General features: G+C 61.4%; 14 protein-coding genes. 7 read left to right on the top strand and 7 right to left on the bottom strand.

All coding sequences use genetic code 11. The annotated features are described in order from the left end of the window. Positions 1–142 precede the first annotated feature (142 nt). The 3 genes from XH89_RS00920 (at position 143) to XH89_RS00910 (ending at position 1,957) form a co-directional block, all read left to right on the top strand. On the top strand, positions 143–727 hold the full coding sequence (locus tag XH89_RS00920; RefSeq protein WP_194465287.1) for a site-specific integrase: 585 nt from the start codon (positions 143–145) through the stop codon (positions 725–727). Between the two features lie 255 nt (positions 728–982). Further along, positions 983–1,180, top strand: coding sequence for a DUF3892 domain-containing protein (locus tag XH89_RS42015; protein ID WP_194465286.1), 198 nt, complete (start codon positions 983–985; stop codon positions 1,178–1,180). A gap of 30 nt (positions 1,181–1,210) precedes the next feature. Next, positions 1,211–1,957, top strand: a complete 747-nt coding sequence (locus tag XH89_RS00910; RefSeq protein WP_194465285.1) for a hypothetical protein — start codon at positions 1,211–1,213, stop codon at positions 1,955–1,957. A gap of 228 nt (positions 1,958–2,185) precedes the next feature. Here XH89_RS00910 and XH89_RS00905 read toward each other — a convergent pair whose 3' ends face one another. Next, a complete protein-coding gene (locus XH89_RS00905; protein WP_194465284.1) occupies positions 2,186–3,175 on the bottom strand; it encodes a DUF3644 domain-containing protein in 990 nt (329 codons plus the stop codon). 1,121 nt (positions 3,176–4,296) lie between these two features. Here XH89_RS00905 and XH89_RS00900 point away from each other — a divergent pair. Continuing rightward, complete coding sequence (locus XH89_RS00900) at positions 4,297–4,983, top strand: hypothetical protein (RefSeq protein WP_194465283.1); 687 nt, start codon at positions 4,297–4,299, stop codon at positions 4,981–4,983. Positions 4,984–5,029: 46 nt separating this feature from the next. On the opposite strand, the gene XH89_RS00895 is transcribed toward XH89_RS00900, so the two are convergent. From XH89_RS00895 to XH89_RS00880, 4 genes are all read right to left on the bottom strand, one after another. Then, positions 5,030–5,815: a hypothetical protein gene (locus tag XH89_RS00895; protein ID WP_194465282.1), complete on the bottom strand. Its 786-nt coding sequence runs from the start codon at positions 5,813–5,815 to the stop codon at positions 5,030–5,032. A gap of 2 nt (positions 5,816–5,817) precedes the next feature. After that, complete coding sequence (locus XH89_RS00890; RefSeq protein ID WP_194465281.1) at positions 5,818–6,462, bottom strand: hypothetical protein; 645 nt, start codon at positions 6,460–6,462, stop codon at positions 5,818–5,820. Positions 6,463–6,539: 77 nt separating this feature from the next. Then, positions 6,540–7,070: a hypothetical protein gene (locus XH89_RS00885; protein WP_194465280.1), complete on the bottom strand. Its 531-nt coding sequence runs from the start codon at positions 7,068–7,070 to the stop codon at positions 6,540–6,542. A gap of 212 nt (positions 7,071–7,282) precedes the next feature. Next, positions 7,283–7,975, bottom strand: a complete 693-nt coding sequence (locus tag XH89_RS00880; protein WP_194465279.1) for a hypothetical protein — start codon at positions 7,973–7,975, stop codon at positions 7,283–7,285. A 20-nt stretch (positions 7,976–7,995) separates the two neighbouring features. Here XH89_RS00880 and XH89_RS00875 point away from each other — a divergent pair, with 20 nt between their 5' ends. The 3 genes from XH89_RS00875 (at position 7,996) to XH89_RS00865 (ending at position 12,502) form a co-directional block, all read left to right on the top strand. Beyond that, complete coding sequence (locus XH89_RS00875; RefSeq protein ID WP_371825243.1) at positions 7,996–9,480, top strand: YifB family Mg chelatase-like AAA ATPase; 1,485 nt, start codon at positions 7,996–7,998, stop codon at positions 9,478–9,480. 98 nt (positions 9,481–9,578) lie between these two features. Beyond that, positions 9,579–10,046: a hypothetical protein gene (locus XH89_RS00870; RefSeq protein ID WP_194465278.1), complete on the top strand. Its 468-nt coding sequence runs from the start codon at positions 9,579–9,581 to the stop codon at positions 10,044–10,046. Between the two features lie 230 nt (positions 10,047–10,276). Then, entirely contained in the window at positions 10,277–12,502 is a 2,226-nt protein-coding gene (locus XH89_RS00865) for an ATP-binding protein (RefSeq protein ID WP_194465277.1), read from the top strand. Positions 12,503–12,547: 45 nt separating this feature from the next. Here the strand turns inward: XH89_RS00865 and hemW are convergent, their stop codons facing one another. Together hemW and rdgB are read right to left on the bottom strand one after the other, a co-directional pair. After that, positions 12,548–13,705: a radical SAM family heme chaperone HemW gene (gene hemW / locus XH89_RS00860; RefSeq protein WP_194465276.1), complete on the bottom strand. Its 1,158-nt coding sequence runs from the start codon at positions 13,703–13,705 to the stop codon at positions 12,548–12,550. Continuing rightward, positions 13,692–14,327 (bottom strand): RdgB/HAM1 family non-canonical purine NTP pyrophosphatase, encoded by a 636-nt coding sequence (gene rdgB, locus XH89_RS00855; protein WP_194465275.1) that lies wholly within the window; start codon positions 14,325–14,327, stop codon positions 13,692–13,694. Before rdgB ends, hemW begins: the two co-directional genes overlap by 14 nt. Positions 14,328–14,331 lie beyond the last annotated feature (4 nt).

Genomic DNA, 14,331 nt, shown 5'->3' with positions numbered 1-14,331 from the left:
CCCGGAAAGGGTAGCACAGCTCGCAAAAAGCCGGTTAGAAAGTAGACCTTCTGGCCGCCCTGCTACGCAAGCATGTACCAATGATCCGAACTGATTACAGTCCAGCGTCCTGTTAGCCGTCGACCGACGCCTGGAGGACGAGATGGGCTTGGGGAAGCAAGCAAAGACGTTGAGCAAAGGACAAGCCGAGGCGACCCTCGCCTATCTCTCAACCACCAGATACCCGGAGCGGAACAGGCTGATCTTCCTGCTCTCGACAAAGGCCGGGCTTAGAGCGAAGGAGATCGCTCACCTGACTTGGCGCATGGTCAGCGACGCGACTGGCCAAGTCGGCCATGCCATCCACCTAACCGATGATGCGAGCAAAGGAACGTCTGGCCGTGTAATTCCCATCCATCCCGAAATTAGGGCGTCGCTCATCGCGTGCCGACAAACTCTGACCAGAGAGACGGGCAACTACGTGATCAGCACTGAGCGAATGGCGTGCACATCACCGCAAGTGATCGTGAACATGTTCCAGCGATGGTATCGGCACTTGGGCTTCGTCGGCTGCTCCAGTCACAGCGGCCGAAGGACCTTCATCACTGGCGCTGCGCGGAAGATTTCCACCGTCGGCGGATCACTCAGGGACGTTCAAGCCCTAGCCGGACACTCCAACCTGCGGACCACACAGCGATACATCGAAGAGAATGCAGATGCGCAGCGAAGGGTCGTGCAGCAGCTTTGACCGAGTACTGAGCGACTCCGATATCCACTGTAAGACGGTTCCGGGATTCGACTCTGCAGCGCGAATCATCCACCGTTTCAACCCTGAGTCGGAAAAGGCCACCTTGGCGGGGGTGGCCTTCCGTCCCCGCGACACAGCTTAGGGGCCGTTAGTGGCATTGGAGATACCAACCACAGGACAGCGAGTCCGTCTTCGTCAACAGTCAATAGCGGCCCCCGCAACGATGGGAAAGCATACAGCTGCTCGTCAAATCACATGCACGGTAGTGGCTGGCGAGACTCTGAAGAAACCGCGATCGCTAACGTCGAGCGGGATCCCCGTTCCTACTACGTAAGCGAGCAGGGCAAGTCCGTATGGGTGAAAGTCGCGAAGCATGAGAGTCGCGACTACCTCAAAACGGAGACGGATGACTTCCTGCCTGACAACCTATGGAGCCTACCGGAGTGTAGGTAATCAGCAACCAATTTCGAAAGGTTCCACACAATGAAGAAACTGCTGATATCGCTTTGCATGATGACCGTCATGACGTGGGCAGCTACCGCCGCGAAAGCTGACGGCATGATGTGCAATTTCGGCGGCGGAGCGGTCATGCGCGAGGGGACTATGTTCTTGGGAGACGGCGCAAGAGCGGGTGTGTTCGGGATGTTTTACAAAGTCAGCAACGCTGCGCTGGCTAGCGCTGGTGCACTGGTAGCAGTTGCTGAGACTCCGAGGAATAGCCTGTATCTGCTTTATTTCCCGCGCAGCGCTAGCGCCGTCGTCATAGCACTGACAGACAAAGTTGCCTTCGCGGTTGCTACCGGAGGGGACTGCGGGGCCGGGCTTCCTCAACGAACGGTATCCAGCGCGAGCCCGAAAGAAATCCCGGGGGACGTGCTGCGCTTCCTGAACTTGTTGGGCATGAAATGCACGGTTCCGGAGCCCATGCGCAATACCGGTTTTGCTGGCGTGGAATCTGGCACCGTGGTCACCACTGACGGTCGTGATTACGACTTGCGGCTCTTGCGCGACATCCCGGCGCCAGTCGTGGCCGATAGCGCGCCGTACGCGGAAGCAAGAGGGACTGGTCACTCAATCAACGTGTTCTTCACGGGTGCCGGGACCCTGCTCGTGAAAACGACACCGGGCCATGACAGCACGTTGCGGAAGATGATTGCGCGAACGGTCGACAACGCCAAAATCGACATTAACGAGCGCGAAGACGGCGGCCACCTTGCAATGTGCCAGTGACCGAAAAGGAAGCGGTGACCAGCGAGCTAGACGCGATTCGGTATCGGCAACCGCGTTAGTACCAACGGCAAGCATGCGAAGATCTTCTTGGACGGTTTGCCCATGATCACAGTCGCGTCATCCGATTCGGAGTTGGCGCGGCGCGAAGAACGTCCGGACGCTTATCCGACGCATGCTGAAGACGGACCGCATTTCTCGAAACATATTGTTTGATCACGCCGCAGCCGCTCAAACATAGTGCTTCACAATCTCGTCGAGGATGGCCGGGCTGTAAAATCGCTGCTTTGAGCTTTTCTTGTTCCTTGGATCGAGGAGACGAACGCGACAAAGCCGCGGATCGTCCTCAAGGGGTCTGCGCAGCTTATGAAATCTCTCGTTCTCTTTGAAGTTGGGTGTCTTCCGTAGCGCCTTGCAAAGCGTCCGGTAGTCCCAGGGGTAGCGCTTCAGCATGTCCTCCTCGCTCAACGTCACCCGAATGGCATTGGGATCGTTGGGGGAGACGATGACCGGTATCGCCTGCGCGTTGGCGTTCCGGACGAACTTCAGCTCGACCTCCACGCCGACATTGAAGGGCTTAGCAGCCTCGAAGGGGAATTTCCGCTCCTGATCAGCCAACAGCTTTGCGAGCTTGCCAGCGGCGCCTTTGGTGTCATCATTGAAGACCGTCTGTATGACTCCAGCCGGTGTCTCGAAGGCGACGGGCATCAGCGCGAACTGATACTGGGACAGGTCGCAATTAAACCATTTCCTTGCAGCGAAAGCGAAGTTGCGCAGCGCCGCGGCTCCGACCTCCTGCACCCTCTTATGCAGGTCCCGGCTCACGTTGTGGAAGTGGATCGCGTTGTCCCTGATCTCCATCAGGAGCGAGATGTTCTCGATAGCGTGGTCATCAATCGAATCCTGCGCGTACTGCCTCACGATGTTCGCCCCTGGCAGCACGCCGATAGTCATCGTGTTGCCGGCCCGGTTCTTTTTCGGGGCTAGCCTCTTACCGCTACCTGTCTTCGTGATCCTCGGCTCCCATACCTCGATAGAGCGGAGCTTGTTCCGGTTAGCCTTGAGGATGCGCGCCTTAAGCAGAAGCTCCCACGCATTCAGCATCAGGATCGAAAAGGTTTCCTCCCGGTACTTGAATCCGGGTTTGTTGTAGACCTCGATTGCCGCAACGGCGGCTTGGGTCGCTTTCTCGACAAGGGATCCATAGCGAGGGCGGCGCATGATGAAGCGAATCGGATAGGTTGCACGGCCCGATAATATCGATTCCAACGCGCGTCGTAGACCGTGAATCTACGGTCGTGTTCCTTCGTTGTCCAACGGCACCAGCCCGTTGACGGGTTACCTATACGTAACGCTCGCCAGCCACGCCGCTCAATCAATCGCTCATGCGTTTCAGTGTCGTCACTGTCGGCTCTTTGGTGTCGTTTTGTTCGAAGACGAGTATCTCCCTTCCTCAGGATCATCGATGCCTTCCGCTCTTCTGCGGACCCGAGCAGCGGATTCCCTTCGCAATCGTACTTGGCCTTGCGCGTCCAGTTCGTCGAAAAGATCATTTTGACGCTTCTGCTCATCCGTTTCGACTGTAGATAGCGGCTTATCAGTTAGCCCGTCCGTTGCTCCCCGTTGGACTGCGGACGCGCACCTTATGAACTCAGCAGGTGTCTCGAACCCCTAGCTCACAACTCGCACCGTTTTGAGGAGCTGGGAAGAAGACCGTCCGCAGATAAGTAATCGGACATTCCAGCATGGCTTAGAACCGCGACCTCTGAGCAAGAGTACTTGCGGAAACCCGGTGGGCTGGGACACCGGTCGGAGCCCTGGACTCATCGTCCGGTCCACTCCTGGAAATGAACGACCCAAGCAGGCAACGGTCGCTAAACCAAGCCTGACGAGAGACGGGAAAGCTTTGGACCGTCAAGGGTGGCACGATCGTCGGACCGGTCTTGCCGAGACCCTGCGCAGACAAGCAGAGGAGTAACGGGGCTCACCGCACTGCCGGCCCCGACCACGAGAGTGGTTCCTCTGGTCCGATGATGCCGATGCCGCTAAACGCACGGATCATTTTGCCGGCAAGGCAAAGTGATGACCTCCTCCGTAACCGCACATAAAAATAGGCTTCGTAAAGCTACCAAACGAACTTACCTGTGGTCCGAAGGCTCGCCCGAACGAAGTGAGGGCGAGAAGCACATCCCCTCGGTCGAAGCATTGAAGGTCGGTTACGTCCGACAAAATATTTTCGGCTGTGGCCGATGGAAGCATGCCCCGCTCGCTAAATGTATCGCAGGCTCCCGATACTTGTTGGATGGGCCACTCGATCGCTCCTGCTCCATAGGATGTTTTAAATGCACCTCGTCGAGGACCGCATATGGTCCACTATTGCTACAGAGCAACCCAGTCCAAGCACTCATATCGCCAAACCAGACGATCCGGAGGCTCGCCAGCCATCGGGTAAGATCACCGGCATTGGCGGCACCGCCATACAAAGGCCAGAACACTGGCTAGCGGGTTACGCCGGGTTAGTTACCGACCGACTCGACGTTGGCTGGTCTGGATACATGCTGACAATCATGTTCTCCAACATCACCGGGCCGAGTCAAACAGTGATGCAGAGGATGCGAGACGAAGTTGCTCGGCTGTATTCCATCTTAGTGACCGACGTTCACCGGAAGCCGAGAACTGCGCCGACTGACCAACTACCCGTGCTGCTGGGAGCGCTTGACCTACCCGTAAGCAAGCGCAGGCGAGTGGCTAGGAACGAGCCGGCTTACAATGAGGGCCTCCATTTCCATGGGCTGCTTCTCTTGCCGCCCACTTCGCGCCTGAAGCAGGGCCTGACTGATTATTTTCGCGAAAAGCATGGTCTGTATATCCGTGCCGCCAGGCAGATCGAGCGGATACACGTCCAGTCGATAGACCGCAATCCAGATCGGGCCACTGACTACGTCCTCAAGACTGTTCGCAGGGGGCGTATTTCCTACGATGACGGTTTGTTGGTCTTTCCTCGCGCGCGAAGCGAGCTTGAACATTGAAAGGGAGCCCGAGCGTTCGAGCTCCCTTTCTTGGTGTCGCCTCACGTCACGCAGCCTGCGCCGGGGGCACGCGTCCGGAAAGACGTTCTTGCAGGGGGTGACGGAGCAGCGGCTCCACCCACAGCAAGAAGTTCCGAAGAACCCAGCTATCCATAACCGGCTCCAAACGATCGAAGATGGGCTTCACCACCCGAATCAGGTTCGCTTGACTGGCTTTTGCTCCCGGGAATTGACACTCGAACTCCTCGGGCGTTGAGAGGACCTGTTCCCATCGCCCTAACCAGAGAATGTCCCTGAATTCAGACCCGTCGTACTCAGGCCTGGCATGCCGCGCCTCCAGCTCCCAAAAGGCTTCGACATCGTTGTCGGGAAGCTCCGCGTCATTGAAGCCGCGCTCCGAGAGGAACTTTCGTTCCGGGAAAAGTCCATAAGACGGATCGAGCTCACCTCCGAGTTCGAGCGTCGCGAAGGCCATCACGGCGCAAAGCGCGGTGTCGACACCGGATTCGGTCAGCGCTCGCTTGCACGCGTCGGCCAAGATATGCCGAAGGATGAAATACGTGTTGAAGTTCAGGCGCCCCACTCCCAGCGCGTTCTTCATCGATTTGATTCCGGCTGCGACCTCGTCATACGCAGATCGCCCGCGCGAATCGAAGATTCCGCTAAGGCCGCCGAAGCAATCGCCTCCGGACAACGGCTTAAGGACGCTCAGCCACCTGGCCCAGAAGTCGAAGGTTGTTTCGAGCCTGAGCCGCGTCGCCTCCTCATCGAGCGGCCGAGTCTGAAGTCCTTTCAGTCTCTCCTCGTGCATCTGCGCTATTGTTTTCAACATCATTAGTCTCCGCTACGGACCATGGGGATAGCCGTCCGGAGCTGGTCCTTTCTCTCCGGGAGCTTTTTTCGCTGCGAGACCTTGATCGAAATTTCCTGATCGTCTTCAAGCGCACCGAAGATCCTTTTGCGGATGCTGTCTTCCCTCTCAAGCGAGGTGAGGCCCGGGAAGATCACCTTGACCGAGATGTAATCCATCTGTGCTGAGGCGCATTGGCTGAGGTCAGCAGCCGCATCGCGCTGAAGGACGAACTTCTTCACGTCCTTCTCGCTCAACTCGGGACCGAATTTTCCGGATGCAGCCAATGACTCGTAGTGTCCATCCGGCAACTTCGCGACCTGATACATGACCGTCCACGGCAGCGCGCGTTCTCGTCCAACGAAGCGATCTCGCGAAGAGTGAATCGTAACGAACTTGTTGAGCGTAGCCGCAGATAGACCAACGGCGCTGCCGAGCTTTCTAAAGCTCGCGTGGTCCAGCGCCTCTCTCGCTTCGCTGATGATTGCAGCAAGCTCTAGGGTCGCCCGTGTGGATTTGGCGCTTACTGTCTGGATGCGAGCCACAAAGGTGCTGATGTCAAGACCAGAAGCTTTCGGGCGCGGCGCGGGTAAGTCTTCTGGTGCTATGGCATTGCTCTGTAACCGCATGGTAATTCTCGTGAACTGGCGAGATTGAAAACGAGTGGAGTAAGCGTTACGGAGCCTCAAGCTGGATCGAGTGCCGACTACTCTTCCCACGGTGCCCAATCGTCTGCGCGGAAGAAGTTGATCCGAGCGTCCATCAGCTCGGATTCCAGTTCGACTCGTCCTTTGCGCTTGAACATAAGCAGTGCGCTCTTCGCCTCCGGCGCGATCTGCTTCGCGACCGGAACGGGCAGGCGTAGCTCGCCGGGCAAGAATCGTAGGTCGAGATCGATGAGCCCTTCTCCTCGCCGGGCCAACAGAAGCACTTCGGCGTGACTGGCTTGCGCCCCTACTCGCTCGCTCACCGCGAGCACGTGATAGGGCTCCCGGAATTCCAGCGGTCGCAGGAGGTGCGTCTTCAGCTTCTGCACGTCAGGGGGGTAAGTGAGGATAACGGCCAACGCGCGAGAAGAAAGGAACTCCTTGGCGTAGAACAGCCACGTAGGATCGCGCTCGTATCGCGGCTGCAACCGCGAGACGTCCAAATACGGATGCGGCTGAGCGAACAGGACGTTACGTTTCGAGTTGTCCGGGTCGAAGCGGTGCACCTTCGTCCCTTCGGACGTTGTCATCACGACTTCGTAGGGGGCGCCGGGTGCGTTTCCGTTCGGAAACGGCTTCTTTACGTCTGTGGCAGTTGCCAGCCGTATAGCCGGATGAACGTTCGATTTGGGCAAGGGCTCTACTCGCGATCTCGTTTGACGAAGATCTGATAGCCCGCACTCCTTCGCACCGCTTCACCGGATGAGGGGGGAGGTCCGATCGAAAATCCTGAGAGACCCCCCTACTTTTTCCGATTGACAGGCGTTCGTTTCCAGTGATCAGCCCAAAGATCGGCATTTCGGGATTTTATCATCTTGAAAGAGCGCGTCGCTGCGTTGAGGGCGAACTCAGTCTCGCTCTCTTTAACCGAGCTGTCGGCAGCCTGAGCAGTTATGAACACGTAGTTTCTGAAGCGTGGATGCGAGGAGGATTCCCGGCTGCTCGTTGGCGGCTCTTGATTACGCCAATTTGCCTGAATCATCAGCAAGTCGCATACGAAGTCAGTAAGCGCTCCTTCCTCCGGTACATCGAGAAGTTTGTGCGCTCGTTTAAACCTTTCCCGAACTCTCACCATTTCTCGCCGCAGTTTCAGGAGCCCTTCGATACCTTCTACGATGGTTGGAAAATTCGGCTCGTCTTCCTCTGCCACTGCGCCGGAATACATGAAGGCATCATCTTGAATCAGCGATTTCACCAATCCATGGATCTTATCGCTAGCGTTGACGACTTGGTCGATTTTGGTTCTGGCGTGGCGTGACGCACTCCGGCGCCTTAGATATTTTTCGATCGCATCCTCAATGTCCGACTGACCCGTCTCATAGAATGCTTCGGAAACGGCTGCCGCGGCGAATATCTCGTCCCACTTCGTTTGGCTTAAGCCAGTAAACACGTCGCTTTCCGTAATTTCGGGCTGCTCGCAGGCACGATACTCCACCGGAACAGGCAGATCTCGAACTGCTTCGAGGGCTCCACAGATCAATAGTCCTCACTATTGCCATCGTCGGCCTGCCTGACAAGGCGGTGTCGGAGGCGCGCGAGCGGGTCCGCTCGGCACTGATTGCCTCCGGACTGGCGCTACCCGCGCGGCGGATCACCGTCAATCTTGCGCCCGCCGACCTGCCGAAGGAAGGCAGCCATTACGATCTGCCGATCGCGCTCGGGCTGATGGCCGCGATCGGCGCCATTCCGCCGGACGCGCTGACCGGTTTCACCGTGCTCGGCGAGCTCGGCCTCGACGGTTCGATCGCGCCGGTGGCCGGTGTTTTGCCCGCCGCGATCGGTGCCAACACGCGCGAGGAGGGCTTGATCTGCCCGGCGGCCTGCGGCTCGGAAGCCGCATGGGCGAGCCCTGATATCCAGATCGTCGCCGCGCATTCGCTGATTCAGATCGCCAACCATTTCAAGGGCACGCAGGTGCTGTCGCGGCCGGTGCCGAAGGTGCATGAAGCCGCAAGCTCGCCGCTCGATCTGCGCGATATCAAGGGCCAGGAAAGCGCCAAGCGCGCGCTGGAGATTGCGGCCGCCGGTGGCCATCATCTGCTGATGATCGGCGCGCCCGGTGCCGGCAAATCGATGCTGGCGGCCCGCCTGCCCTCGATCCTGCCGCCGCTGTCGCCGAGCGAATTGCTCGAGGTCTCGATGATCGCCTCCGTCGCCGGCGAGATCGAAGGCGGCGCGCTGACCTCGCGGCGGCCGTTCCGCTCACCGCATCATTCCGCCAGCATGGCCGCGCTCACCGGCGGCGGCGCGCGCGCAAAGCCCGGCGAGATCTCGCTGGCACATCAGGGTGTGCTGTTCCTCGACGAGCTGCCGGAGTTCGATCCGCGCGTGCTGGATTCGCTGCGCCAGCCGCTGGAGAACGGCGAGGTCTCGGTGTCGCGCGCCAATCACCGCGTCACCTATCCGGCGCGCTTCATGCTGGTCGCGGCGATGAATCCTTGCCGCTGCGGCAATGCGTTCGAGCCCGGCTATGCCTGCAAGCGCGGCCGCGTCGATCGCTGCACCGGTGATTACCAGGCGCGCATCTCCGGCCCGCTGATGGATCGCATCGATCTGCGCATCGAAGTCCCGGCCGTGACTGCAGCCGACCTGATCCTGCCGCCGCCGGCAGAAGGCTCCGCCGAAGTCGCCGCGCGCGTGGCGGCCGCGCGCGATATCCAGCTCGCGCGCTACAAGGATGCCGGCATGCCGCAGGTCCGCACCAATGCCGAAGCGCCGGCCGCGGTGCTCGAAGATATCGCCAAGCCGGATGCGCAAGGACAAAAGCTGCTGCGCGATGCCGCCGAGACCATGCGGCTGTCGGCGCGCGGCTATCACCGGGTGCTGCGGGTGGCGCGCACGCTCGCCGACCTCGATGGCACTGAGAAGATCGGCCGGCTGCATCTCGCCGAGGCGCTGTCCTACCGGGCACTCGCGGAGGATGTACGCCAGATGGCGTGAAGTGAACGCGCATCAACCCGGCGGTAACGAGTTTCCTTTACGCTCTGCAAACCATAAGGCCCACAAGTTCCCGTACCGGGCCCGGCGAGTAGAGCGTCATGTTGCGTTTCAAGATCCTGGCCTCGGTGGTTCCCCTGTTGGCGGCTGCGGTGTTCGCCCGCAGCGAGATCGGATCGGTCTCGCATCCCTGCGTCGCCATTGGCGACACCTCGGTCGAGCTCACCTCCCTGTTCTGGACGGCCGGCACCCAGATCGCCTTCACCGACGATCCCGCGCAGGCAACCGTGCGGGTGCAGATCACGGACGACGCCGACGCGGCCGACTTTGCCGTGGTCGATGACGGCACGAGCGACGAACCGAGCGCCTGCCAGGGCAATCCGTCGACGCAACTGATCGCGATTTCCAGGCAGGGTGGCGGTGGCCGTCCGACGGTCTATCTCACCACCGAAGGCCCGGCCGATTATCGCATCTATGTGCGCTCGAAGACGTTCTCGCAGCAGGAGGCCGCGGCGCTGATCGTCGGCGCTCGTGGCGGCCACCGCCATCTCCAGGCCGCCTCGCTTTAACGTTTGAGCATGATCTCCGCGCCAACGCGTTCCGCGTTTGTCGCGAGGGGAAACCGCTGCCACTTTGCGCTAACGCGGCCCTTCGGGTCCGGATCATGCCTTGAGCCGTTAACATCTCATTAACCCTGTTTCGAGGCTGCTCTAAAGCTTCAAGCTGTTCGCAAGGTGGGCAAGACATCGTCGCAAACGGCGGTGGTGGGGTTTCGCACAAGAGTTCAGGGTCGGTGGCGATGGGTCGGACGTTCCGGATCAAGGTGCGCATGCGCCGCTTCAGGCGACAGCATCCGCGCATCGCCTTCGCGATCCGCTCCTTCATGATCTTCTCGGCGACGTTCGGCGGCGCCTATGGCTTCGTCACCGGCAGCCGCTCGGAAAATTCCGGCTACGATCCCAACACTTTTGCGATCGGCGCGAGCTTCCTGTTCGCGCTGGCCTGCCTTGGCCTGGCCACGCTCAGCATGCGGCTGCGCTTCGTCAACAAGCGGATGAAGAAGCTCGCCGCCCACAACGAGGCGCTGATCGATCGCAATTGGGAACTGAAGGAGGCCGAGGAGCGCGCTCGCAGCCTGTTCGAATCGCAGGGTGATCTCATCGTGCTGCGCGACCATCAGGGCCGCATCACCTTCGCCAATGACGCCTATTGCACGCTGGCTGGACAGGCGCGAAGGGCACTGATCGGCACGCGGTTCGACTTCGACGTGCTGGAGCAGGGCGACAGCGCGCGCGAAAGCAATGGGACGCGCATCCACGACCAGAAGATCGCAACACCGGTCGGGGCGCGCTGGATCGCCTGGCGCGAGGGCCTGGTGCGGCACGATGCCGGCCAGCCCGCCGAATTGCAAAGCGTCGGGCGCGACGTCACCGACCGCACCGAGTCCGAACGCGCGCTGTCCGATGCCCGCGATCAGGCCGACGCCGCCAACCGCGCCAAATCGCGCTTTCTCGCGATGGCCTCGCACGAGATCCGTAATCCCCTGAACGGCATCATCGGCATGGGCGGCCTCCTGCTCGACACCACGCTGACACCCGAGCAGACGACCTATGCCAGGGCGGTGAAAACCTCGGGTGAAGCGCTGATGGCGCTGATCGAGGAGCTGCTCGATTATTCCAAGATCGAAGCCGGCAAGCTCGATCTCGACCAGCGTCCCTTTGCGCTCTCGACCTTGATCGAGGAGGTCACCGAGTTGTTGGCGCCGCGCGCGCAGGCCAGGAAGCTCGAGATCGCAGCCTATGTCGACGAGCGGCTGCCGCTGGAGGTCACCGGCGATGCCGCGCGGCTGCGCCAGGTTCTGCTCAACCTCGCCGGCAACGCCATCAAGTTCACGGCATCGGGCGGTGTCGCGCTGATCGTCGAGCCCGGCATCTGGCCGAACGAGATCAGCTTCCTGGTCCGCGACACCGGCATCGGGATCGCGCAAGAGGCGCAGTCGCGGATCTTCCGCGAATTCGAGCAGGCCGACGATCGCGTTGCCCGCACCTATGGCGGCACCGGGCTTGGTCTCGCCATCAGCGAACGCATCGTCAAACGCATGGGCGGCCGCATCACCCTGGAGAGCGAACCCGGCAAGGGCTCGACCTTCGAGGTCGCGATTCCGCTCGCGCCCTCGCAAGGAAGCGCCGGACAGACGACATTCCCGAGCCCCGACCTCGCGGGCAAGTCGATCCTGCTTTTGGCCGACGGTATCGAAGCGTCCCTGATCGCGCGGCGGCTCGAACGCTGGGGCGCCCAGACCTGCCTGGTCGCGGATGCGACTGTCGCCGAAGCGCTGCTTCCGGAGCGCGCCTGGCACGCGGTGCTGCTCGATCGCGCGCTCGGCCCTGACATCACCGATCGCCTGGGCGAAGCTGCCCGTGCCCATGCGACGCAGCGTCTCGTGCTGCTGACGCCGAGCTCGCGTCATGAAAAGCTCTCGCAAGCCTTCACCGGCTTCCTGGTCAAGCCGCTGCGCGCGGCCTCACTTGCCGCGCGTCTGGCACTGACGCCGGACGTCGCCTCGCCCGATCTCGCCCCGGAGCCTGACGAGCCGGCGGTGATCAAGACGTCAGCCGACAGCCTCTCGATCCTCGTCGCCGAAGACAACGAGATCAACGCGCTCTTGATGCGATCGCTCCTGACCAAGCTCGGCCACCGCGTCGTCATCGCCGTCCATGGTGAGGCTGCGCTGGAATCGTGGCTTGCGGCCAGCTCCGCCGGCACACCCTATGATCTGGTGTTGATGGACATCCAGATGCCGCAACTCGACGGCATCGAGGCGACCAAGCGCATCCGTGCCCATGAGGCCGTGGCTGGCCACCATCGCACGCCAATCCTCGCGCTGACCGCGAACACATTGGTGGAAGATCGCTACGCCTGTTTCGAGGCTGGCATGAACGGGTTCTTGATCAAGCCGCTCGATCGCGAGAAGCTGGACGAAGCGCTGGCGGGACTGACCGCGTCGCGGCAGCTGGCGGTGTAGCGGAATCGCGCCTGCCGTAGCTCGATAACTCATCCAACGACAGCGCTACGCCGCGAGATCAGCGACCACGGCATCCAATACCGGGAATCCGCTGCTGGTCACGCGTAGCCGCCCCGTCGCATCCACCGTGATCGCGCCTTCCTCACGCAGCAGCGCAACGCGGCCGGGGTCGAGCGGCCGGCCAGCGAGCGCAGCGTAGCGCTCGGGGTCGATGCCCTCGGCCAAACGCAGTCCCATCAGCAGGAATTCGTCGGCACGTTCTTCGCTGTTGAGCAGATCGTCGGTGACGACGCCGTGGCCGTTGCTCTCGACCCGAAGCAGCCAGGCCTCGGGACGCTTCTCGGTGGCGGTCGCATGCCTGATGCCGTCGATATCGAGGCGGCCGTGCGCGCCGGGACCGATGCCGGCATATTCCTCGCCGCGCCAGTACACCAGATTGTGCCGGCATTCGGCGCCGCGTCGCGCGTGGTTGGAAATCTCGTAGGCGGGCAGACCAAGCTTGTCGCAGGTCTCCTGCGTCACGTCGTAGAGCGCGCGCGCCACCGCTTCGTCGGGCGTCTTCAACTTGCCCGCCTGGTGCAGGCCGAAGAACGGCGTGCCTTCCTCGATGGTGAGCTGGTAGAGCGACAGATGCTCGGCGGCTTCATCGATGGCGTGGCGCAGTTCGTCCGCCCACATTGCCGGTGTCTGGTCGGGACGGGCGTAGATCAGATCGAACGAGTAACGCTCGAACGAGCGGCGCGCGATGGCGACGGCGTCGAGCGCCTCGCGGGCGCTGTGCATGCGGCCCAGCGCTTTCAGCGAGGCATCGTCCAGCGCCTGCACGCCGAGCGAGACGCGGTTGACGCCGGCGGAGCGATAGCCGGCAAAGCGCGTGGCTTCGACGCTGGTCGGGTTCGCTTCCAGCGTGACTTCGACATCCTTGGCGACGGTCCAGTGCTTGCCGATGGCATCAAGCACGGCACCGACGGTTGAAGGCTGCATCAGCGACGGCGTGCCGCCGCCGAGGAAGATCGAGGTGACCTCGCGTCCGGGTGCGCGCTCAGCGGTCGTCGCGATCTCGCGGGCGAAAGCTGAGGCAAAGCGCGCTTCGTCGATCGCGGCGTGGCGGACGTGGCTGTTGAAATCGCAATACGGGCACTTCGACAGGCAGAACGGCCAGTGCACGTAGACGCCGAACGCATCCTTATTAGCGCGGCTCAAGGCAGATCTCCGCCAGTTTCACGAAGGCGCGGGCGCGGTGCGACAGGCCGAGGCCGAGCGGCGGCAGGCCGTGCTTCTCGATGCTTTCCATCTCGCCGAAGGTTCTGTTGTGACCGTCGGGCAGGAACATCGGATCGTAACCGAAGCCGGCGGTACCGCGCGGCGGCCACACCAATGTCCCGTCGACACGCGCCTCAACCTCTTCGAGATGATTGTCCGGCCAGGCGACGCAGAGCGCGGAAACGAAATGAGCTTTGCGCTTGTCGGGCTTGATGGCACCGCGCTCCTGCAACAGGCGTTCGATCTGCGCCATCGCCGCAGCGAAGTCTTTGTTTGGACCGGCCCAGCGCGCGCTGTAGATGCCGGGCGCGCCGTCGAGCGCGTCGACCACGATGCCGGAATCGTCGGCGAAGGACGGCAGCCCGGTCGCCTGCGCCGCCGCGACCGCCTTGATTGCGGCATTGCTGCGGAAATCGTTGCCGGTCTCGTCGGGCTCGCCCAAGCCAAGCTCACCGGCCGACACCACCTCGATGCCATGAGGCGCGAGCAGCTCCTTCATCTCGGCGAGCTTGCCGGGATTGTGGGTCGCGATGACGAGCTTTCCGGTGATTCGGCGGTGCATGGGC

Source organism: Bradyrhizobium sp. CCBAU 53340, assembly GCF_015291645.1.
In the GTDB taxonomy this organism is placed as follows: Bacteria; Pseudomonadota; Alphaproteobacteria; order Rhizobiales; family Xanthobacteraceae; genus Bradyrhizobium.
Note: the sequence above shows the minus strand (reverse complement) of the source record. Positions and strands in the feature narration are given on the sequence as shown.